At 71.6% G+C, this 20,077-nt stretch carries 22 protein-coding genes; 16 read left to right on the forward strand and 6 right to left on the reverse strand.

Going from position 1 to position 20,077, the window contains the following annotated elements; translation table 11 throughout:
• The first annotated feature begins 235 nt into the window (after nucleotides 1-235).
• From AC07A6_RS23550 to AC07A6_RS23560, 3 genes are read left to right on the forward strand one after another with little or no spacing between them, the layout of a single operon-like run.
• Nucleotides 236-739 (forward strand): DUF2771 domain-containing protein, encoded by a 504-nt coding sequence (locus tag AC07A6_RS23550; RefSeq protein WP_362472888.1) that lies wholly within the window; start codon nucleotides 236-238, stop codon nucleotides 737-739.
• A 16-nt stretch (nucleotides 740-755) separates the two neighbouring features.
• A complete protein-coding gene (locus AC07A6_RS23555; protein WP_386275500.1) occupies nucleotides 756-1,508 on the forward strand; it encodes a futalosine hydrolase in 753 nt (250 codons plus the stop codon).
• Nucleotides 1,477-2,346, forward strand: a complete 870-nt coding sequence (locus AC07A6_RS23560) for a 1,4-dihydroxy-6-naphthoate synthase (RefSeq protein ID WP_478778454.1) — start codon at nucleotides 1,477-1,479, stop codon at nucleotides 2,344-2,346. Before AC07A6_RS23555 ends, AC07A6_RS23560 begins: the two co-directional genes overlap by 32 nt.
• A gap of 62 nt (nucleotides 2,347-2,408) precedes the next feature.
• On the opposite strand, the gene AC07A6_RS23565 is transcribed toward AC07A6_RS23560, so the two are convergent.
• The gene (locus tag AC07A6_RS23565; protein ID WP_007265584.1) at nucleotides 2,409-2,792 is read right to left on the reverse strand and encodes a cold-shock protein; all 384 of its coding nucleotides are present in this window, start codon (nucleotides 2,790-2,792) and stop codon (nucleotides 2,409-2,411) included.
• 177 nt (nucleotides 2,793-2,969) lie between these two features.
• On the opposite strand from AC07A6_RS23565, the gene AC07A6_RS23570 reads away from it, so the two are divergent.
• Nucleotides 2,970-3,224, forward strand: a complete 255-nt coding sequence (locus AC07A6_RS23570) for a hypothetical protein (RefSeq protein WP_362472895.1) — start codon at nucleotides 2,970-2,972, stop codon at nucleotides 3,222-3,224.
• 12 nt (nucleotides 3,225-3,236) lie between these two features.
• On the opposite strand, the gene AC07A6_RS23575 is transcribed toward AC07A6_RS23570, so the two are convergent.
• Nucleotides 3,237-3,890: an HAD family hydrolase gene (locus tag AC07A6_RS23575; protein ID WP_478778401.1), complete on the reverse strand. Its 654-nt coding sequence runs from the start codon at nucleotides 3,888-3,890 to the stop codon at nucleotides 3,237-3,239.
• 920 nt (nucleotides 3,891-4,810) lie between these two features.
• Between AC07A6_RS23575 and AC07A6_RS23580 the strand changes: the two genes are divergently transcribed.
• From AC07A6_RS23580 to AC07A6_RS23605, 6 genes are all read left to right on the forward strand, one after another.
• Nucleotides 4,811-5,020 carry a hypothetical protein gene (locus AC07A6_RS23580; RefSeq protein WP_478778402.1) on the forward strand — a complete coding sequence of 70 codons (210 nt, stop codon included), beginning with the start codon at nucleotides 4,811-4,813 and terminating at the stop codon, nucleotides 5,018-5,020.
• Nucleotides 5,004-5,501: a DUF6879 family protein gene (locus AC07A6_RS23585; protein WP_478778403.1), complete on the forward strand. Its 498-nt coding sequence runs from the start codon at nucleotides 5,004-5,006 to the stop codon at nucleotides 5,499-5,501. Before AC07A6_RS23580 ends, AC07A6_RS23585 begins: the two co-directional genes overlap by 17 nt.
• A complete protein-coding gene (locus AC07A6_RS23590) occupies nucleotides 5,498-6,328 on the forward strand; it encodes a helix-turn-helix domain-containing protein (protein WP_478778404.1) in 831 nt (276 codons plus the stop codon). The genes AC07A6_RS23585 and AC07A6_RS23590 overlap by 4 nt, the downstream gene beginning before the upstream one ends.
• A 152-nt stretch (nucleotides 6,329-6,480) precedes the next feature.
• The gene (locus tag AC07A6_RS23595) at nucleotides 6,481-6,699 is read left to right on the forward strand and encodes a hypothetical protein (protein ID WP_478778405.1); all 219 of its coding nucleotides are present in this window, start codon (nucleotides 6,481-6,483) and stop codon (nucleotides 6,697-6,699) included.
• Nucleotides 6,700-6,797: 98 nt separating this feature from the next.
• Nucleotides 6,798-7,145, forward strand: a complete 348-nt coding sequence (locus AC07A6_RS23600) for a glycine-rich domain-containing protein (protein WP_478778406.1) — start codon at nucleotides 6,798-6,800, stop codon at nucleotides 7,143-7,145.
• Nucleotides 7,142-7,450: a hypothetical protein gene (locus AC07A6_RS23605; protein ID WP_478778407.1), complete on the forward strand. Its 309-nt coding sequence runs from the start codon at nucleotides 7,142-7,144 to the stop codon at nucleotides 7,448-7,450. Before AC07A6_RS23600 ends, AC07A6_RS23605 begins: the two co-directional genes overlap by 4 nt.
• Nucleotides 7,451-7,973: 523 nt before the next feature.
• On the opposite strand, the gene AC07A6_RS23610 is transcribed toward AC07A6_RS23605, so the two are convergent.
• The gene (locus AC07A6_RS23610) at nucleotides 7,974-8,927 is read right to left on the reverse strand and encodes a hypothetical protein (protein ID WP_478778408.1); all 954 of its coding nucleotides are present in this window, start codon (nucleotides 8,925-8,927) and stop codon (nucleotides 7,974-7,976) included.
• A gap of 63 nt (nucleotides 8,928-8,990) precedes the next feature.
• Here AC07A6_RS23610 and AC07A6_RS23615 point away from each other — a divergent pair, with 63 nt between their 5' ends.
• Together AC07A6_RS23615 and AC07A6_RS23620 are read left to right on the forward strand one after the other, a co-directional pair.
• On the forward strand, nucleotides 8,991-11,471 hold the full coding sequence (locus AC07A6_RS23615) for a helicase-associated domain-containing protein (protein WP_478778409.1): 2,481 nt from the start codon (nucleotides 8,991-8,993) through the stop codon (nucleotides 11,469-11,471).
• An 80-nt stretch (nucleotides 11,472-11,551) separates the two neighbouring features.
• On the forward strand, nucleotides 11,552-12,226 hold the full coding sequence (locus tag AC07A6_RS23620; RefSeq protein WP_478778410.1) for a DUF4291 domain-containing protein: 675 nt from the start codon (nucleotides 11,552-11,554) through the stop codon (nucleotides 12,224-12,226).
• On the opposite strand, the gene AC07A6_RS23625 is transcribed toward AC07A6_RS23620, so the two are convergent.
• Nucleotides 12,211-12,687 (reverse strand): GNAT family N-acetyltransferase, encoded by a 477-nt coding sequence (locus AC07A6_RS23625; protein ID WP_478778411.1) that lies wholly within the window; start codon nucleotides 12,685-12,687, stop codon nucleotides 12,211-12,213. The two genes, AC07A6_RS23620 and AC07A6_RS23625, sit on opposite strands and share 16 nt — an antisense overlap.
• Nucleotides 12,688-12,839: 152 nt before the next feature.
• Between AC07A6_RS23625 and AC07A6_RS23630 the strand changes: the two genes are divergently transcribed.
• Nucleotides 12,840-14,483 (forward strand): DNA repair helicase XPB, encoded by a 1,644-nt coding sequence (locus tag AC07A6_RS23630; RefSeq protein ID WP_362472925.1) that lies wholly within the window; start codon nucleotides 12,840-12,842, stop codon nucleotides 14,481-14,483.
• Here the strand turns inward: AC07A6_RS23630 and AC07A6_RS23635 are convergent.
• Both AC07A6_RS23635 and AC07A6_RS23640 read right to left on the reverse strand, forming a co-directional pair.
• Complete coding sequence (locus AC07A6_RS23635; RefSeq protein WP_478778412.1) at nucleotides 14,449-15,264, reverse strand: glycosyltransferase family 87 protein; 816 nt, start codon at nucleotides 15,262-15,264, stop codon at nucleotides 14,449-14,451. The two genes, AC07A6_RS23630 and AC07A6_RS23635, sit on opposite strands and share 35 nt — an antisense overlap.
• A gap of 118 nt (nucleotides 15,265-15,382) precedes the next feature.
• Nucleotides 15,383-15,568: a hypothetical protein gene (locus AC07A6_RS23640; RefSeq protein WP_362472931.1), complete on the reverse strand. Its 186-nt coding sequence runs from the start codon at nucleotides 15,566-15,568 to the stop codon at nucleotides 15,383-15,385.
• Between the two features lie 338 nt (nucleotides 15,569-15,906).
• Here AC07A6_RS23640 and AC07A6_RS23645 point away from each other — a divergent pair, with 338 nt between their 5' ends.
• The 3 genes from AC07A6_RS23645 to AC07A6_RS23655 all read left to right on the forward strand — a co-directional run bounded on the left by AC07A6_RS23645 (nucleotide 15,907) and on the right by AC07A6_RS23655 (nucleotide 19,750).
• Nucleotides 15,907-18,027 (forward strand): HelD family protein, encoded by a 2,121-nt coding sequence (locus tag AC07A6_RS23645; protein WP_478778413.1) that lies wholly within the window; start codon nucleotides 15,907-15,909, stop codon nucleotides 18,025-18,027.
• Between the two features lie 251 nt (nucleotides 18,028-18,278).
• Nucleotides 18,279-18,989: an ATP-binding protein gene (locus tag AC07A6_RS23650; RefSeq protein WP_478778414.1), complete on the forward strand. Its 711-nt coding sequence runs from the start codon at nucleotides 18,279-18,281 to the stop codon at nucleotides 18,987-18,989.
• Nucleotides 18,990-19,000: 11 nt separating this feature from the next.
• Nucleotides 19,001-19,750 carry an AAA family ATPase gene (locus AC07A6_RS23655; protein WP_478778455.1) on the forward strand — a complete coding sequence of 250 codons (750 nt, stop codon included), beginning with the start codon at nucleotides 19,001-19,003 and terminating at the stop codon, nucleotides 19,748-19,750.
• Nucleotides 19,751-20,077: the final 327 nt, after the last annotated feature.

A 20,077-nucleotide genomic window follows, 5' to 3' on the forward strand; every position in this document is an offset into this window, starting at 1 on the left:
CCGGCGTTTGAGGCGCGGGGGTCTGGGGGCGGAGCCCCCAGGAAGGGGTCCGGGGCGCAGCCCCGGGGAACGGGCGAAGGGCGGGTAGGGGACCCCGGCCCCGCGCAGCGGCACCACCGCCCCACCGGCGCAGCCGGACACCGGCACCCCACCCCCGCCCGGGAGGGCAACGGCCGACGCGGCCCAAGGACCCCCGTGCGGCGGCGCAGCCCACCGGCCCGATAGCCTTCGGCTCATGACCGCACCGCTTTTCCCGGGTAGGGCCCGCCGCAGCGTCGCGGCCCTCGGAGCCGTGTCCGCCGGCCTCCTCCTCCTGTCCGCCTGTGGCGGCGACAAGCCGACCCCGCTCGCGACGGTGACCGTCGGCAGCTCGTCGGTGTCCGCCGAGTCCGAGGGCGAATGCGCCGCCAACGGCCAGGACCTCACCATGGACAAGGTCCAGAACTGCCTCACGGACCCCAAGAAGGCCAAGACCGTCGAGTACGGCCGCGGCGACACCCTGCGCCTGGGCGTCGAGCCCGAGGTCGTCGAGGACGGCAAGAAGTGGCAGGCGGTCCTCGACGGACAGCCGATCACCGAGCCCTCCTCGAACACCTACCGCAGCTTCCAGGGCGCCGACGTCTTCGCGACCGGCGGCCAGGGCGAGGCGCCCCAGTCGAAGCTCCTGGGCTTCGTCCAGGTCGGCGAGGACGGCAAGCCCCTCTCCGTCTGGACCTTCAAGCTCAAGCTGAAGAAGTAGCGGCGGGCGCAGCGGCGTGCGCGCGCTGATCGTGACCGCGGTGGCCGCGGAGGCCGACTCCGTGGCCGCCGGTCTCACCCCTCATCCGGACCCGGTCACGCCCGAACCGCGCACGCTCCCCGGGGGCTACCTCATCACCCGCCGGGACCTGCCCGGCCTCGCCGCCGACGTGCTCGTCGGCGGTGTCGGCCCGGCCGCCGCCGCGGCCGCCACGGCCACCGCGCTCGCGCTGGCCGACTACTCCCTCGTGATCTCCGCCGGCATCGGCGGCGGGTTCGCGCCCGCCGCCCCGCTCGGCTCGCTGGTGGTCGCCGACGCGCTCGTCGCCGCCGACCTGGGGGCCGAGACCCCCGAGGGATTCCTGCCGGTGCAGGAGCTCGGCTTCGGCCGCAGCGTGCACCTGCCGCCCGCCGAGCTCGCCGCCTTCGCCGCCGAGGCCACCGGCGCGCTGCTCGCGCCCGTCCTGACCGTTTCCACCGTCACCGGCAGCGCCTCCCGCGCCGCCGAGCTCGCCGCCCGGCACCCGCTGGCGGGGGCCGAGGCGATGGAGGGCTTCGGGGTGGCGGAGGCCGCCGCCGCGCACGGACTGCCCGTACTGGAGGTCCGCGCCGTGTCCAACGCCGTCGGACCGCGCGACCGGGCCGCCTGGCGCATCGGCGACGCGCTCGCCGCCCTGACCGCCGGATTCCGCGCACTGGGACCCGTACTCGTCAACTGGGGAGAACGCCATGAGCGCCATGACCACCACGAGCACCGCGAACACGGCTGAACCGCTCGCCATCGCCTACTCGCCCTGCCCGAACGACACCTTCGTCTTCGACGCCTGGGCCCACGGCCGTGTCCCGGGCGCGCCCGCCCTCGACGTGACCTTCGCCGACATCGACGTCACCAACGGCATGGCCGAGCGCGGCGAACTGGACGTGCTGAAGGTGTCCTACGCCGTACTGCCCTGGGTGCTGGAGGAGTACGCGCTGCTGCCCTGCGGCGGGGCCCTGGGCCGCGGCTGCGGCCCCCTCGTCCTCACCCGCGAACCCGGCGTGGACCTGTCCGCCGGCACGGTCGCGGTGCCGAGTGAACGCTCCACCGCCTACCTGCTGTTCCGGCTGTGGGCGGCGGACGTGCTGCCGGACGGGGTCGGGAAGGTCGTCGTCCTCCCGTTCAACGAGATCATGCCGGCCGTGCGCGACGGCCGGGTGGACGCGGGACTCGTCATCCACGAGGCCCGGTTCACGTACCAGGACTACGGGCTGCACTGCCTGGCCGACATGGGCGAGCACTGGGAGTCCACCACCGGGCTGCCGATCCCGCTCGGCGCGATCATCGCCAAGCGCTCGCTGGGCGCCGAGAAGCTGCGCGCGCTGGCCGAGTCGGCGCGTACGTCGGTACGGATGGCCTGGGACGACCCGGAGGCCTCGCGGCCGTACGTGCGCGCCCACGCGCAGGAACTGGACCCGGCGGTCGCCGACCAGCACATCGGGCTGTACGTCAACGAGTTCACCGCGGACCTCGGCGACGCCGGTTACGCGGCCGTCCGCGGCCTGCTGACCCGGGCCGCCGCCGAGGGCCTCGTACCGGCCGTCCCGGCGGACGCGCTGCGCTTCCCGTGACGCGACGGTGCCCCGCCGCTCCATATGGAGCAGCGGGGCACCGGCTTGCTGCTTCGGCCCGCTCAGACGTCGAGCTGGTCGGCCACCGCGCGGAGCAGCCCGGCGATCTTCGTGCCGTGCGACTTGTCGGGGTAGCGGCCGCGCTCCAACATCGGGGTGATGTTCTCCAGCAGCGTCGTCAGGTCCTGCACGATCGATGCGAGCTCGTCGGGCTTGCGGCGCTGGGCGGCCGCCACCGAAGGCGCCGGATCCAGCACCGTCACCGAAAGTGCCTGGTCACCGCGCTGTCCCGCGACGACTCCGAACTCCACCCGCTGCCCGGGCTTCAGGGCGTCCACGCCGGCCGGGAGCACCGACGAGTGCACGAAGACGTCGCCGCCGTCGTCACGGGAGAGAAAGCCGAAGCCCTTCTCGCTGTTGAACCACTTGACCTTGCCGGTAGGCACGTCCGTCCTCTGTCCTTGTGCTCGTCGGGTCCGGGCAACCGTGGTAAACGGCTCCGGATAGCAGTACAGCGGGTCCTTCGACCCGCCTCCTCCAGGCTAATGGTCCGGAAACCGCTGACAAGACGTTCCCCGGTCCTTCCCGCTTCACCGCTTCGGCCAGGGAACTACCCTGGTGGGGTGACTGTTACTCCTCATCCCGACGAAGCGCGGCCCGGCGACGGCCTGATCAAGGCCGGCGGCATCGTGTTCATCGTCGGCGCGCTGGCGACCCTGGCGACGATGGCCCCGCTGTTCCTGGGGACCGACCCGTTCCCGTCGTACGCGTGGGCCGTGTGCATGCTCATGGGCGTCGGCTTCGCCATCTCCGCGGCGGGCGTGCTCCGCTCCGCCGCCGCACAGCGCAAGGCGGCCCGGGCGTCCCAGGCCGCCTGACGCGCGCCGTCCTCAGGCCGCGCGGGCCCGCTCGTACTCCGCGAGCCACTGCGGCAGCTCCGTGAGGTCGGTCAGCACCACGTCCGCACCGGCCTCGCGCAGCTCCGACTCCGCGCACGGCCCGGTCGGCACCGCCACCGACAGCGCGCCGGCCGTCCGGGCGCCGCGCACGTCGCCGATGTGGTCGCCGACGTAGACCTGCGCCCCGTACTCGCGCAGCGCCTTGGCCTTGGCCTCGGCCCAGAGCCAGCCGATGACGGCGTCGGGCTCGATCCCCAGGTGCTCCAGGTGGTGCCGGGCGTTGGGCTCGTTCTTCGCCGTCACGACGATGGCCCGCCCGCCGAGCGCCTGCACGGCCTTGACCGCCTCGCGGGCCCCGGGCATGGCGGGGGTCGGCTCGATGGCGTGGTCGACGTAGATCTCCCGGTAGAGGTCCCGCATCGCCGGGATCTCCTCCTCGGGGAACCAGTACGCGAGCTCCTCCTCCAGCGGCGGCCCGAGGCGCGTGATGGCCTCGTCGGCGTTGATGTACGCCCCGGTCTTGGCGGACAGGGCCTCGTAGGCGGCCTTGATGCCGGGGCGGGAGTCGATGAGCGTCATGTCGAGGTCGAAGCCGACGGTGAGCTGCGGGGGGATGGGGCTGGGGCTGGGGCTGCCTGAGGTCATAGCGCCATTGTGCCGAGGCTCCAGGAGGGTGCGGAACCGTGGACGGAGGTTGGCCGACCGGCGGCCGTTTTTTGGCGGAATGCCAGCTATGTACCGATTTACTTGACGGGGACTTGACGCGGGGGTGTACGGGGGCTCGCGGTGCGGGCCCGCTATCTCCCCCTCGACCCTGTGGGGTGGGGCGGTGGTTGCCCACCCGCCTCCCTGGGTGCGGGCCGGGGGCCGGGTGAGCGGTATCCCCTTGGGCGGTCTCTGAGCGGGTTGGGGGCTTCCCGTCAGTCCCATCGTCCTTCCGTGTCGGGCCGGCCTGTCAAGGGCGCTCCTTCGTCGCGTCGCTACGCGATCGCCTTCGGCGACCCTTGACAGACCGACCCGCCCCGGAAAGCCGAAAGACTGCCGGGAAACCCCCAAAGAAACGGCACGGTCCAGAGGAGAAGGGACGGGTCCCTCAGCGATGAGCGAGGGGCCGGGGACCGGCCCGCCGGGCATCCGGGCCCCCAAAAGTCCCGATCCCGGGCCAGGGGCGCGGCTACCCGCACGACAGGTCGACCAGAGCGGCCTGCGGACCACCCAGGCGCGACAGATCGCTACGCGCTCCTCACATCTCAGCGTCCGGCGACCGCCTGTGGCTGTTACCCGCACCAGAGGACGAAGAAATCGACCTGGGAGTCCGACAGGCGCGACAGATCGCTACGCGCTCCTCATTTCTCGGCGGCCGGCGGCCGTCTCGGGCTGATACCGCACCAGAGGACGAACACAGCAGCCCAGGGAGCCGATGGCTTGTATCGGCAGCCGTCGGCTCGGCGACGCGTTTATGCGAAGACGTGCATACTCCCGTTCGCGCATGGACGGCTGTAGGGAGCTTCCGTACGGTCATGGTCAGCAGGTCCGCTCGAGGCCTGTCACAGAGGGGGCTCCCCATGGCACGTGAGGAACTGACCAGGCTCACCGGCAATGGCAACGGCGGACCGTGCGGGCAGGGCGACTGCCCGAACGTCTACCGGTCCGCGTCCGGTTCGATCATCGTCCAGGGCGACCTGTCCGAGGCCTTCACCCCGCCCGCCGGCGAAGGACTTGTGGAGATCCCCGAGAGCGTGCTGAGGGAGGCCGTCCGTGCTCTTGGATGGTGAGGACTGGGCGTCCAAGTTCAAGACGTTCCAGACGGAAGCCTGGCGGCTCGAGACGCTCCCCCAGTACCTCGTACCGCAGGAAGCGGAAGAGTTCGCAGCCTTCAAGGCCGGGGCTCGGTTTCCTGGCCCGTACGAGGACTCGTGGACCGAGATGGTGCGCACACGGAACGTGGGACGCGTCCACATCGTCAATCGGCCGCTGAGCGACTACTTGCGGTTCGAGTTCGACCGGTACTACCAGCACCAGGCCCCTGCCGGGGAAGACATCCGCATCCTCGATGTGACCGACCGTCCGAACCCGCTGCCCGACGTGCAGGACTTCTGGATGTTCGACTGCTCCACCGTCGTGCTCATGCACTACGAGGCCGACGGCAAGCAGGTCAGCCGCGAACTGTACGCCGGCGACCCCGGCCCGTTCATCGAGTACCAGCGGATCGCCGTCGAGGCGTCCGTTCCGTTCCTGGAGTACGTCAGTAGGTGACGGTCGAACCCGAAGAACTGGGTCAGTCAGGCGAGGAACTGGCAGCCCTGTTGAAGGCCGTACGCAAGCGGGCCGGGCTCGCAGGGGCCCGGGTCGCTGCCCGCTGCAACATGTCGCAGTCCAAGGTCAGCCGTATCGAGAACGGCAAGGTACGCCCGTCCCTGGTGGACGTGGAACAACTCCTCCGCGCCTGCGACGCGCCCCCGACGCTGGTCACTCAGGTCATGAGCCTGGCGCGGCTGGCGAACACGGAGTGGCAAGGCGCCCGTGGGATGCGTCGCAAAGGTCTCGACAAGAAGCAGCTGGAGCTCGCCGGCCTTGAAGCGTCGTCGGCAGATTTCCGCTTCTTCATGCTGTCGATGATCACAGGGCTTCTCTCGACGCCCGAGTACATCCGCGCAAGCCTCGCTCACATCCCTGGCGACCATTCGAGGACGATCGCCAGGAAACTCGAACGGCAACAGGTGCTGTACGACCGCTCGAAGCGGTTCACCTTCATCCTCACAGAGCAAGCGGTCCGCTGGCCTCTCGTCGGTGCCGACGCACTCGCCGTGCAGATCGACCACTTGGCCTCGCTGACTCACCTGCCGAACGTCAGGCTCGGGGTCATCCCCATGACGGTGCCCACAGGGCCCGCACCACTGAACACCTTCACGATCTACGACGACCGGATGGCCACGGTCGAACTGTCCTCAGGGGTGATGGTCTTCCGGGACCCCCGCGACGTGATGGGGCACCTTCAAGAGTTCTCGCACCTGGAGGAGCGGGCCGTCTTCGGGGAAGGCGCACGAGCCTTCCTCAGCGGGTGCGCCGCCGCCCTCAGATGATCTTTAGTCCAAGACGCGCATGATCCGCCTACGCCGCTGACCAGCGGTGAAGGATGACGCACCGAAGGTCAGGCAACGACGAAGAGGTGCGACATGGCGCGGGGAACCGTGAACCGACAGGCCAGCCGGATCAATTCAGGACGAGGTGGCCGATGAGTGAGTGCTACGAGTACGTCCCTCACCGACTCCTCCGCCACCGCGTCCGCGACATCGCCTCCGGCGCCGAGGGCGTGCTGATGGCGGTGATCAACGAGAACGTCTCCGACACCGGAATCGAGCGCTGGGCCGAACTGGCTTACGTCCGGGGCGCCTCGGGCCGCGAGTTCACCACCGCCGTCGCCAACATCGAGCCGGCCGCCCAGACACCTTGAGGAGAGGCATGTCTTTTCCGCCACCGCCACCGCCACCATGCGGTACCAAGCCCCCCACCCCGCCGACGCCCGCCCTGGACGACGCACAGTTCAGCGCGGTGCGTGCCACCGTCCTGGACGACAACCCGGGCATGGAACCCGAGCTGGCGACCCGGATCGTCACCGAGGCCCTGAAGTTCGTCGCCACGGCCGCCCAGGTCGCCGACGACATGACACCCTCGCCGCTCGTGGACAAGGGCTGGCACGCCCTGATCCTCCACACTGCCCTCTACAAGCAGCTGTGCGCGCACGCGGGCGGCTTCGTCGACCACTACCCCAACCCCCAGGGCACGGAAGGCGACCTGGACGCGCTCGCCCGGACCATCAGGTCCATCGAACGGGCCGGATTCTCCGTGGACCGTCACCTGTGGGACGAACCGCCACCCGTCCTGGCCGGCGAACGGTGATCTCCACCGAGTTCACCACCACCACAACCGACGTCGTCACCTGCGAGGCTTGCTGGCGAAACCCCGTCCAGGCCGCCCGCACCACCCACACCACCCGCCGCGACCTGCTCTGCGTCCCCTGCGCCCAGCAGAACAGCCCCACCCGCGTCGACCTCTTCCCACCCCTGGGCATCTACAAGCTCACCCGGAGGAACACCACCATGGGAAAGCACCGAAACCCCGGCTACCCCGAACAGCCACCCAACCCCGGCCCACCACTCCCATCACCCCCGCCCACCCCCACACCCGGCCGCCCCCCGGTCTAGCCGCGGATATCAGCCACAGGCGGTCGCCGGACGCTGAGATGTGAGGAGCGCGTAGCGATCTGTCGCGCCTGGGGGCTCCGCAGGCCGCTCTGGTCGACCTGTCGTGCGGGTAGTCGCGCCCCTGGTCCGGGATCGGGACTTTTGGGGCCCGGGTGCCCGGCGGGCCGGCCCCCGGCCCCTCGCCCATCACTGAGGGACCCGTCCCTCCTCCTCTGGACCGTGCCGTTTCTTTGGGGGTTTCCCGGCAGTCTTTCGGCTTTCCGGGGCGGGTCGGTCTGTCAAGGGTCGCCGAAGGCGATCACGAAGTGACGCGACGAAGGAGCGCCCTTGACAGGCCGGCACGACACGGAAGGACGATGGGACTGACGGGAAGCCCCCAACCCGCTCTGATCCGGGGCGAGGGGCTACCGCCCCATCCCCCGGCCCGCAGACAGGGAGGCGGGTGGGCAACCCCCGCCCCACCCCACGGGGTCGAGGGGGAGATAGCGGGCCCGAACCGCGAGCCGCGTACCGCCCCGCCCCCCTACCGCCTCCGCGACCGCCACAGCAGGTACGCCGCCGTGACCGCGCCCGCCGTGCGGGCCAGGGTGGGCCAGAGGGACTGGAAGGACGGGCCGACCTGGTCGGAGGGGATGGGGGTGCCCCAGTTGCCGGCGGCGCGGCCCCAGAGCCAGAGCATGGCGAGGGTGAAGACCGCGGCGGGCAGGCCGAGCAGGACCCACTTGCGCTCGCGGGGTCCGAGGACGCCCGAGGCGTACGCCACCAGCGCGCCGGCGCCGAGCAGCAGCCAGTAGCCGGTGAGCGCCCCGGCGAGGAGCAGTACCGCCGCCAGTACGAGGAACGCGTGGGGGCGGGGCCTCGGTTCCCCCTCCGGGGCGGCGGCCTTCTTCTTCTCGCGCCGGTCGCGCAGGAACCGTACGAGGCCCCCCGCCGCGGCGGCCGGCCCGGCGGCGGGGTCCTGGGCGGCCTCGCGCTTCTCCTTCGCCGCCCGTTCCTCCTCCGCCTCCTCCCCGAAGAGGTCCGGGATCTCGATGCCGCCCGCGAAGCCCTCGACCTGCGGCCCCCGCCCCCTCCCGGAGGCGCCCGGGGACAGGCTCCACCAGTCGGGTTCGGCTCCGCCGGAGGGCCCGAGCTCGTCGAGCCCGGCCAGGTGCGGCGGGACGTTCCGCGGGGCGTTCCGCGGGAGCTCCTCGGGGGTGCGCTGGGCCGGAACGGCCGGGGCCACTGGCGGGGCCGTCGCCGCCCGGGCCGCCGCGCCGACCGTGTCGAGGACCTCCTCCGGCGTGCCGATGCGGTCCAGGATCCCGCGTACGGCCGCCGGGGTGTCGGGCTCGTACTTGGCGCGGCGGCGGTCGATCTCGTCCCGCAGCCCCGAAACCAGCCTCATCCGGTCACCGGACGACAGCTGCCGCTGGGCCGCCAAGTCCCCGACGCGGCTCAGATATTCGTAGACCAGATGGTCGCTCTCGATCCCCACGCCCCCGACGGTAGCGCGTGCGTCCGTGGAGCGGCCGACGACGCAGCGGATACCGTTGGCCGGATGGGGACCGGCCGACGGTCCGGCCGGCGTGACCAGGAGGCGACCAACGTGCCCGAGGCAAGTACCGCTGCGGCGAACGCCCCGCGCTCCCTCGCCGAGGCGCTCCGCGCCCGCGACGACGTGGCGCTCACCGCCCTGCTGCACGCCCGCCCCGATCTGCTGAACCCGGTGCCGGGCGACGTCACCCAGCTGGCCACCCGCGCCGGCACCCGGGCCTCCGTCGTACGCGCCCTGGACCGGCTGGACCGGTTCGCGCTCCAGACGGCCGAGGCCCTCGCGGTGGCCCCGGACCCCTGCCCGTACCCGGTGCTGGAGGAGCTGCTCACCGGCGCCGGCGGCGGGGACTCGCAGGACGTGGAGGCCCGCGACGCGCTGCCCCGGGCCCTGGGGACGCTGCGGGACCAGGCTCTGGTGTGGGGGGACGACGAGCGGCTGCGCCTGGTCCGTACCGCCCGGGAGCTGCTCGCGCCCTCCGCGCAGCGGCCCTCCCCGACGGGGCTGGGTCCGACGGTCGCCGAGGCGACGGCGGGCATGTCGCCGACCCGGGTCCAGGAGATCGTCGCGGCGGCCGGGCTGCCGGCGACGCACGACCCGGTGTCGGCGGTGGCGGCGCTGACCGGGCTGTTCACCGACCCGGAGCGGATGTCGGCGCTGCTGGACGAGGCTCCGGCGGAGGCGCACCAGGTGCTGGGGCGGCTCGTGTGGGGGCCGCCGTACGGGGAGGTGACGCCGGAGCCGACGCCGCCGGTGCGCTGGCTGCGGGACCGGGGGCTGTTGCTGCCGGCTTCGGCGCGGACGGTCGTACTGCCGAGGGAGGTGGCGCTGCACCTGCGGGGCGGGCTCGCGCACCGGCGTACGGAGCCGGTCGCACCGGTGGTCGGCGTGCACCGGGAGCACCGTCCACAGCTTGTGGACGCGAACGCGGCCGGGCAGGCGCTGGCGGCGCTGGGCACCGTCGAGGAGCTGGTGAAGGCCTGGGAGCACGCGGGGCCGCTGGTGCTGCGGGCGGGCGGGCTGGCGGTGCGGGACCTGAAGCGGACGGCCGCGGCGCTGGACACCGGGGAGTCGGAGGCGGCGTTCTGGGTGGAGCTGGCGTACGCGGCGGGGCTGCTGGCCAGTGACGGGGAGGCGGACGAGCGGTACGCGCCGACGCCCGCGTTCGACGACTGGCGGGAGCTGCCGCCCGCGGAGCGGTGGGCGGCGCTGGCGGCGGCGTGGCTGCCGGCGACGCGTACGCCGGGGCTGGTCGGGGAGCAGGACGCGAAGGGTCGGACGCTGTCGGCGCTGGGCCCGGACCTGGACCGTTCGGCGGCGCCGGAGGTGCGGCGGCGGGTCCTGGACCTGGTCGGGGAGCTGCCGGAGGGCGGGGTGCCCGATCCGGAGGTGGTGCTGGAGCGGCTGGCGTGGGAGCGGCCGGCGCGCGGTACGAGCGATCTGCGGGCCCGGCTCGCGCGGTGGGTGCTGCACGAGGCCGAGGTGCTGGGGGTGACGGGGCGGGGTGCGCTCAGCGCGTTCGGGCGGGCGCTGCTGGAGCACGGGGATGCGGCGGGGCTGCTGGCGCCGTTGCTGCCGGAGCCGGTGGACCACGTGCTGTTGCAGGCGGACCTGACGGCGGTGGCGCCGGGGCCGCTGCTGCGTCCGCTGGCGGAGATGCTGGCGGTGCTGGCGGAGGTGGAGTCCAAGGGCGGGGCGACGGTGTACCGGTTCACTCCGGGTTCGGTGCGGCGGGCGCTGGACTCGGGGCAGGCGGCGTCGGACCTGCACGCGTTCCTCGCCGAGCACAGCCGTACGCCGGTGCCGCAGCCGCTGGCGTACCTGATCGACGACGTGGCGCGGCGGCACGGGCACCTGAGGGTGGGGTCGGCGTCCTCGTACGTGCGCTGCGACGACGACGCGATGCTGGGCGAGATCCTGGCCGACCGGCGGTCGGCGGGGCTGGGTCTGCGGCGTCTCGCGCCGACGGTGCTGGCGGCGCAGGCGGACCCGGCGGTGCTGCTGGACGGGCTGCGGGCGATGGGGTACGCCCCGGCGGCGGAGTCGCGTACCGGCGACGTGCTGGTGGCGCGGGCCGACGCGCACCGCACGCCGGCGCGTTCGGCGCCGGTGCCGGTGCCGGACGGGCCGCCGGTGCCGGACGCGACGCTGCTGGGCGCGGCGGTACGGGCGATCCGTGCGGGCGACCTGGCGGCGACGGCGGTCCGCAAGGAGCCGGCGGCCGCGTCGTCGTCGGGGGTTCCGGGGGAGCTGCCGCGTACGAGCGCGGCGGAGACCCTGGCGACGGTGCAGGCGGCGGCGCTGACGGGGTCGGCGGTGTGGATCGGGTACGTGAACGCGGACGGGGCGGCGAGCCAGCGGGTCATCGCCCCGGTGCGGGTGGAGGGCGGCTTCGTCACGGGGTACGACCACACGGCGGACGAGGTCCGCACGTACGCCCTGCACCGGATCACGGGGGTGGCGGAGCTGGCGGAGGACCAGGTCTGAGCGGCGCCGGCGCCCGCCGGGCCGCGGCCGCCGCGGAAAACCGCTGGTCGCCGGCCACGGCGACCCGGCACCCTGACGGCATGTCCGAAGCAACGCCCGCGGCCCCGACCGCACCCGGCACGACACCCGCACCCGAATCCGGAACCGGGCCCTCCCCCGCACCCGCCCCCGAAACCCCCCGGCACCAGATCCGGGCCGCCCACACCGCCACCACCGTCACCGTCTACCAGGCCTACGCCCCGCACCTCGGCGTGCCCGCGGCCCGCGACGGGCGGTTCCCTGCGGCGTGGAAGCGGGAGCGGATGACGTGGATCAAGCCGTCGTTCCTGTGGATGATGTACCGCTGCGGCTGGGCCTCCAAGGCCGACCAGGAGACCGTCCTGGCGGTCGAGATCAGCCGCGAGGGCTTCGACTCGGCCCTCGCCCAGGCCTGCCTGTCGCACTACGTGCCCGGCGTCCACGCGGACCGCGAGGCGTGGAAGGCGTCCCTGGCCGGCTCCCCGGCGCGGGTGCAGTGGGACCCGGAGCGGGACCTCCACCTGAACGCGCTGCCCCACCGGTCCCTGCAGCTGGGCCTGTCGGGGCCGGCGTCACGGGCGTACGCCGACGAGTGGACGGTGTCCATCCGCGACGTCACCCCGCTGGCCCGGGAGATCCACGGCCTGGTCCGCGCGGGCGACCTGGACGCCGCCCGCGCGCTGCTCCCGGCGGAGACCCCCTACCCGGCGGGCCCGCTGCCTCACCTGGGCGCGTAGTCGACCAGCCCCGTCCCGAACGGCCACACCTCGCGCAGCCAGGCGCTGACCGTCTCGTACACGACGGCGTCGAGGTGCGCCCGGTCCTCGCGCACCCAGGAGCTGACGTGCACCCGGCCGTCGTGTTCCTTCGACGGGTAGACGTACAGGCACCCGATGACGTCCTCACCGCCTTCGAGGGCTTCGAGCACGCTGTACGTGAACCCGCGCCGTTCGGCGAAGTCCTGCGCGTGCCGTTCCAGGTCGGCCAGGTTCGCTTCGGCGGACATCCCCTCCGGCGGCGGCCAGTTCCGGCCCGCGAAGCCGGGCGTGGCCCGGACGTGCGCGATGCTCCCGCTCCAGGCGGCGAGATCCCGCGCGTTGTGCTCCGCCCCGAGGGGCTCCAGCCGGAAACCGTCGCCGGCGAGGGTGCGCGGCACGTCGAAGCCGTCGGGCACGAAGGGCTGCTGATCTTCACTCATGCCCGGAAGGTACGCCGCGCGGCCGGACGGCGTCAGCGGGTTTTGCCCGGCCCGGCCCGGCAGGACCCCCACGCCCGCGGCGGGATGCGGCAGACTGGAGGTTTGGCCGCCCGCGCCCGGGCGGCCGCCACCCCGCCGGAAAGGGAGCAGGCGTGAACGGGCCTCTCATCGTCCAGAGCGACAAAACCCTCCTTCTCGAGGTCGACCACGAGCTCGCCGGCGCCGCACGGCGGGCCATCGCCCCCTTCGCCGAGCTGGAGCGGGCGCCCGAGCACATCCACACCTACCGGATCACCCCGCTCGGGCTGTGGAACGCCCGGGCCGCCGGGCACGACGCCGAGCAGGTCGTCGACGCGCTCGTCGAGTACTCCCGCTATCCCGTCCCGCACGCACTGCTGGTCGACGTCGCCGAGACCATGTCCCGCTACGGGCGTCTGACGCTGTCCAAGCACCCCGTGCACGGGCTGGTGCTGACGAGCACCGACCGGCCGGTGCTGGAGGAGATCCTGCGCTCGAAGCGGATCACCCCGCTGGTCGGGGCGCGGATCGACGCCGACACCGTGGCCGTGCACCCGTCGGAGCGCGGGCAGATCAAGCAGACGCTGCTGAAGCTGGGCTGGCCGGCCGAGGACCTCGCCGGGTACGTGGACGGCGAGGCGCACCCGATCGAGCTGGAGGAGAACGGCTGGGCGCTGCGCCCCTACCAGGCGCAGGCCGTGGAGGGCTTCTGGCACGGCGGCTCGGGCGTGGTCGTGCTGCCGTGCGGCGCGGGCAAGACGCTGGTCGGGGCCGGTGCGATGGCCAAGGCGAAGGCGACGACGCTGATCCTGGTCACCAACACCGTCTCGGCGCGGCAGTGGAAGCACGAGCTGGTCAGGCGCACCTCGCTGACGGAGGACGAGATCGGCGAATACTCGGGTACGCGCAAGGAGATCCGGCCGGTCACGATCGCCACGTACCAGGTTCTGACGACCAAGCGGAAGGGCGTCTACCCGCACCTGGAGCTGTTCGACTCCCGGGACTGGGGGCTGATCCTGTACGACGAGGTGCACCTGCTGCCGGCGCCGGTGTTCAAGTTCACCGCCGACCTGCAGGCGCGGCGGCGGCTCGGCCTGACGGCCACTCTGGTCCGTGAGGACGGGCGGGAGTCGGACGTGTTCTCCCTCATCGGGCCGAAGCGGTTCGACGCTCCGTGGAAGGAGATCGAGGCGCAGGGCTACATCGCGCCGGCCGACTGCGTCGAGGTCCGCGTCAACCTGACCGAGTCGGAGCGGCTCGCGTACGCCACCGCCGAGACCGAGGAGAAGTACCGCTTCTGCGCGACGACGGCGACGAAGCGGAAGGTGACCGAGGCGCTGGTGCGCAAGCACCGGGGCGAGCAGACCCTGGTCATCGGCCAGTACATCGACCAGCTCGACGAGCTCGGCGAGCACCTGGACGCGCCCGTCATCAAGGGCGAGACCTCGAACGCGCAGCGGGAGAAGCTCTTCAACGCGTTCCGCGAGGGCGAGATCAACGTGCTGGTCGTCTCGAAGGTCGCGAACTTCTCGATCGACCTTCCGGAGGCGACGGTGGCCATCCAGGTGTCGGGCACCTTCGGCTCCCGGCAGGAGGAGGCGCAGCGCCTCGGCCGGGTGCTGCGCCCGAAGGCGGACGGGCACGAGGCCCGCTTCTACTCGGTGGTGGCGCGCGACACGATCGACCAGGACTTCGCCGCGCACCGCCAGCGCTTCCTGGCGGAGCAGGGCTACGCCTACCGGATCATGGACGCGGACGAGCTCCTGGCGAGCGACTGACCGGCCCTTCGGAGGGCGGCCGCGGGGCCGGGACCCGGCGGGCCACGGGCGGTCGCTGGCCGTGACGATCCTGACGGTCCTGGTGGCCGTGGTGGCGGGTGCGGCGGCGGTGGGCCGCGCCCGTCAGGGCGGTGAGGAGCGGTACGGCCCACACCCACAGGTGCGGCCACTCCCGCAGCAGGGCCCGGCCGGTGACCGGGACGTGGTGGGCCCAGAAGTCGGCGGAGGCCTCCGGGAGCACCAGCAGGCCGAGCAGGGCGGTGCCGGCGAGCCCGGCCAGGGCGGTCAGGGCGGCCCGGACGCGCCGGGTCAGCATCAGGTACGGGACGAGCAGCGCCGGGGTCAGGGTGATCCCGGCGGCGACGCCCAGCGCGAAGCCCTTGCCGAGGGCGGCGCGCGGCCGGCCGAGGTCCCAGACGGCGAGGCAGGCGAGCGCCAGGTTGATCTGGCCGGGCAGCGGGCTCTGGAACAGCGGCTCCAGCCACAGCCCGGCGATGGTGGCGGCCAGGACCGGACCCCGCCGGGCCCGTACTCCCGCGAGCCGGCAGGAGAGCACGATCAGCAGGGCGAGCAGGCCGGCGTTCCCGAGGACGAGGACGGCCTTGAGCACTCCCGCCGGCAGCCAGGCGGCGGGGGTGAAGAGGATCGCGGCGAACGGCGGATAGGCGCTGGGCGGGTGCCACTCGGCGGCGGAGAAGCCGCTGAGGACGGCGTCGGCCGTCGGGATGCGAAGGGCGATGTACAGGACGCCCAGAGCGAGCAGCGAGCCTGTGACCAGCACAGCTGCGAGTGGTGGGGGTGGGGAAGCGGAGGCGGGGCTGCGGGTCACGCGCGTGACCCTAGTGGATCGGTGCCCGGCTACCGCCGGGTTCAGGCCAAGGCCTTGCAGACCCCTGGCGTCAGCGGCGTATGACGCCCGCGTCCTCGGAGTACTCGCCGAGGACGACCACGCTCATGGCGGCAGCGGCGAAGACCTTCGCGGCGCGCAGGACATCGCCGACGCGGTGGCGCGGACGGTGGTCGGAGGTGGCGGTGGCCCCGCTCGGGAGGCCGCCCTGGACCGGGGCAAAGGTTGCGGTGCTCATGTATCCATGGTGCGTTCTTCCCCCTCCGCGCACATCGCCCTCGGGACGGAACCCGCTGCCCTCCCGTGTCCTACTCGCGGCCCATGGCACCCCCTAGTGGCTCTGCCGAAGGTCTGACACTCCCCGGTATGACACCCGTACGGGGGTACTGCCCCCTCGGGACTTCCGGCCCCCCGAATCCATTCGCGCCGCCGCGCCCCGCTGACTACAATCTCCGCTCTTGCCGCCTCCCGCCGTCCCATCGGGGAGAGCCGCCTTCCGGCCGGAAACCGGGGGCTTTCCGTACCGCACGCACCGCACTCACCGCATGTACCGCATGTACCGCTGGAGGCCTTCCCGTGTCCGCGCACGCCCCCGACACCACGTCCGACACCACGTCCGACGCCGCATCCGACTCCACGTCCGACTCCGCCGACCTCCTCGGCCGCGAACGGGCCCACCTGGCCGCCTCGCGCTCCGCCCTGCGCGCCATGCGCGCGGACGTCGAGGCCCTCGACATCCGCGACGTCACCGCGAACTGGGTCAACGCGATCGTCCTCCAGGCGCAGATCGACGACCGGATCAAGGCCCTCGCCGACCTCGCCCACACCCCGCTCTTCTTCGGCCGCCTCGACTACCTGCACGCCCCGGGCGCGGACCTGGCGGAGGGAGCCGAGGGCGAGCAGTTCTACATCGGCCGCCGCCACGTCCACGACGCCGAGGGCGACCCGATGGTGATCGACTGGCGCGCGCCGGTCTCCCAGCCCTTCTACCGCGCCTCGAAGGCCGACCCGCAGGACGTCGGGCTGCGCCGCCGCTTCGGCTACACCGGCGGCGAGCTGACCGCGTACGAGGACGAGCACCTCTCCGACCCGGCGGAGTCCGCTGCCGTCAGCAAGCTGCTCCAGCAGGAGATCGAGCGGCCCCGCGTCGGCCCGATGCGCGACATCGTCGCGACGATCCAGCCCGAGCAGGACGAGATCGTCCGCTCCGGCCTGTCCGGCTCGGTCTGCGTGCAGGGAGGCCCCGGCACCGGGAAGACCGCCGTCGGCCTGCACCGGGTCGCGTACCTGCTGTACGCGCACCGCGAGCGGCTCGCCCGCACCGGGACGCTGGTCATCGGGCCGAACCGTTCCTTCCTCCACTACATCGAGCAGGTCCTGCCCGCGCTGGGCGAGCTGGAGGTCAAGCAGGCCACCGTCGACGACCTCGTCGCCCGCGAGGGCCTGGAGGTGCGCGGCGCCGACGCCGCCGCCACGGCCGTGGTCAAGGGCGACGCCCGGATGGCGGAGGTGCTGCGCCGCGCGGTCCGCTCGCACGTCACCGCGCCCGCCGAGCCGCTGATGGTGGTGCGCGGTTCGCGGCGGTGGCGGGTGCCGGCGTACGAGCTGGAGGAGATCGTCACCGAGCTCCAGGAGCGCGACATCCGCTACGGCGCGGCCCGCGACGCGCTGCCGCAGCGGATCGCGCACGCGGTCCTCGTACGCATGGAGCAGGCGGGCGAGGCGCCGGACGACCGGGTGCAGGACGCGGTGGCCCGCAACGCGGCGGTGAAGGCCGCGGTCAAGGCGGTCTGGCCGGCGGTCGAACCGGCGAAGCTGGTGCTGCGTCTGCTGTCGGATCCCGGCTTCCTGGCGGAGCACGCGGACGGGGTCCTCACGGAGGACGAGCAGAAGCTGCTGCTGTGGCCGAAGCCGTTCCGGAGCGTGCGGGCGGCGAAGTGGTCGGCGGCGGACCTGGTGCTGATCGACGAGGCGGCCGACCTGGTGGAGCGGACGCATTCGCTCGGCCACGTCGTCCTCGACGAGGCGCAGGACCTGTCCCCGATGCAGTACCGGGCGGTCGGGCGCCGCTGCACGACGGGCTCGGCGACGGTCCTCGGCGACCTCGCGCAGGGCACCACCCCGTGGGCCACGCGCAGCTGGGACGAGGCGCTGGCGCACCTGGGCAAGCCGGAGGCGGTGCTGGAGGAGCTGACGGCGGGCTTCCGCGTGCCGCGCGAGGTGATCGCGTACGCGTCGCGGCTGCTGCCGGCGATCTCGCCGGGGCTGGCGGCGGTGTCGTCGGTGCGTGAGGCGCCGGGGTCGCTGACGGTGGCCCCGTCCGCCCCCGACCGGCTGACGGCGGACGTGATCGCAGCCTGCCGCGCCTCGCTCGCGCACGAGGGGTCGATCGGGCTGATCGCGGCGGACGCGCGGGTGCCGGTGCTGGCGGAGGCCCTCGCGGAGGCGGGGCTGGCGTACCTCGCGCCGGGCGAGGAGACGACGGCGGAGTCCCGCCTGACTCTCGTCCCGGCCTCCCTGGCCAAGGGTCTGGAGTACGACTACGTGGTCCTGGACGAGCCGGCGGCGATCGTCGACGGCGAGCCGGACGAGCGGACCGGGCTGCGGCGGCTGTACGTCTGCCTCACCCGAGCCGTCTCCGGCCTCACGGCCCTCCACGCCGCCCCGCTCCCGCCGGAGCTGGCCGTTCCTTCCTGACGCGCCGCTGCGCCAAACTCCGGCCTTCAGGCGTGGTGAGTACTAGGGATGGGCGGGCCGCTGCATGGGATGGGTATCCCCCACCCGTTCCTCGCCCGTTCCCCGGGCTCTGCCCGGATTCTCCTCGGGGATCCGCCTCCAGAACCCACGTCACCGACGCCAACTGTCACCCTATGCCTCAACTCATCCATAACTTATGGTGAGTTCAGGTCGCTGGATCCCAATCCACGACCACGCGCCGAGGGGGCAAGATGGGCAGTGCAAGAATTTCCACGACCGTTTCTCCACTCACCAGCGACTGGAATACAGATCGCTACTCCCAAAAAGGTTGGCCTCAGTTTCTAGATTCGGTCACCATAGCCGGATTGCGTGGCTGGACAGGAGAAACCGTCGAATTCAGATTCCCAGTGACGGCGATCGCAGGGGAAAATGGAGCCGGCAAAAGCACTGTACTCAAGGCGGCCGCAGCCGCATATCGCGCGCCGAGCAATTCGCCCGACATGCGCACCTTCTATCCGGACGATTTCTTCCCAAACACACCCTGGGAGCGGGTAGAAAAAGTAAGCCTCCTCTATCAATTCCATCTCGGCGTATCAACCAACACTTTGAACCTCAGGAAGCCTAGCAAGCGTTGGCGTGGAATGCCAGAGAGGATCGACCGCCCCGTATTCTTCCTGGACATCAGCCGCATTCAACCGATCGACACGCTGATCGGATACGGAAAGATCGCGAAGCAGGCGACCTTCCGCGGGGACGAAACAGAATTCTCCGACGCCGACAGGAATATGCTGGCGAGGATCATGAATAAATCGTACACCGCCGGGAAAATGGCGAAGTACGAACAAAAGCAGATCGGAGTTCTTTCAACCGCAGAGGGGGAGTACTCCAATTTCCACCAAGGCGCTGGCGAGGACGCCACAACAGATCTCGTAAACCTACTGCACCCCGCAACTCACTTGTAATAATTGACGAGATCGAATCATCCCTACACCCGAGGGCGCAGCGGCGCCTCATGGCCGAGCTGTTCTCCATTGCGCATAGGCAGAGAATTCAGTTTATCCTCTCGACGCACTCACCATACGTCCTAGAGCAGCTTCCGACCGAGGCAAGAGTTTACATACAGCTGGAGCGACACGGGACCCGCGATGTAATCTACGGCGTCACTCCCGACTTCGCCATGTCACTCATGGACGATGTCAACCACGCCGAGCTGACCCTCTACTGCGAAGACAAGGAAGCCGCAGTTATGGTGGACGCTCTGATATCGAATGAGCTTCCCGATCTCCGAAGGAGAATCTCCATAACTCCTGTCGGACCAGCCAGCACCGTGAAGACCCTTGGATCCCTCGCTTCCGAAGAGAAGCTTCCCGGGAAATCGATTGGCGTATTGGACGCCGACCAGCAACCGACTTCAGGATGCGTTAAGTTGCCAGGTAATTCTTCCCCCGAGCGAGAAGTTCTCGAAAATTCGAGCGACGATTACTGGGATCTTGTGGCTCAAAGGCTCGGCGTACGAACAGGCGACCTGCTGGATGCCGTAGAAGACGCCAGAAGGCTTGAGAATCATCACGCCTGGTCTAGGCGGATTGCAGAAAACCTGGGACCTCGTGTCCGCACAGACCGGGTCTGGGAAGATGCGGCATCCGTGTGGGCTCAGAAAGTCGTAGACAGCCAAGACCGGGCCGATTTTGTAAAATACATCCTCAGCCGCCTAGAGGATTGATCATTTCACCCCTAATCAATACCGTCTTCGGCCCAGGTCTTCTTTCCCCCTGCCTGCTGCGCGACCACAGGGTCGGCACTCGGCTTTGGCATCACCGAGGGCAACCGGCTGGGAGACAAGTCTCTTGGGTCGTCCACACCAAATGCCTCTCCGTGGAGACCCCCGGCCGCGCGGGGTGTGAGCGCGGGGTTTGAGCGCAGGGTGTGGCACGCCGGAGTGCGCGCGTTGCGTCGCCCGGGGGTGGGGGGGGGGGGGGGGGGGGGGGGGGGGGGGGGGGGGGGGGGGGGGGGGCACGAGGAAGTAGGATGGCTGACCCGGAAGACGAGG

Source organism: Streptomyces sp. NPDC044002, from assembly GCF_056434525.1.

Excerpts from the sequence above, each read along its gene's own strand:
- AC07A6_RS23620 (WP_478778410.1), top strand. The coding sequence starts at position 11,552 with ATGTCCGAAGCAACGCCCGCGGCCCCGACCGCACCCGGCACGACACCC.
- AC07A6_RS23640 (WP_362472931.1), bottom strand. The coding sequence starts at position 15,568 with ATGAGCACCGCAACCTTTGCCCCGGTCCAGGGCGGCCTCCCGAGCGGG.
- AC07A6_RS23625 (WP_478778411.1), bottom strand. The coding sequence starts at position 12,687 with ATGAGTGAAGATCAGCAGCCCTTCGTGCCCGACGGCTTCGACGTGCCG.
- AC07A6_RS23580 (WP_478778402.1), top strand. The coding sequence starts at position 4,811 with ATGGCACGTGAGGAACTGACCAGGCTCACCGGCAATGGCAACGGCGGA.
- AC07A6_RS23650 (WP_478778414.1), top strand. The coding sequence starts at position 18,279 with ATGGGCAGTGCAAGAATTTCCACGACCGTTTCTCCACTCACCAGCGAC.
- AC07A6_RS23615 (WP_478778409.1), top strand. The coding sequence starts at position 8,991 with ATGGGGACCGGCCGACGGTCCGGCCGGCGTGACCAGGAGGCGACCAAC.
- AC07A6_RS23550 (WP_362472888.1), top strand. The coding sequence starts at position 236 with ATGACCGCACCGCTTTTCCCGGGTAGGGCCCGCCGCAGCGTCGCGGCC.
- AC07A6_RS23575 (WP_478778401.1), bottom strand. The coding sequence starts at position 3,890 with ATGACCTCAGGCAGCCCCAGCCCCAGCCCCATCCCCCCGCAGCTCACC.
- AC07A6_RS23595 (WP_478778405.1), top strand. The coding sequence starts at position 6,481 with ATGAGTGAGTGCTACGAGTACGTCCCTCACCGACTCCTCCGCCACCGC.
- AC07A6_RS23560 (WP_478778454.1), top strand. The coding sequence starts at position 1,477 with ATGACCACCACGAGCACCGCGAACACGGCTGAACCGCTCGCCATCGCC.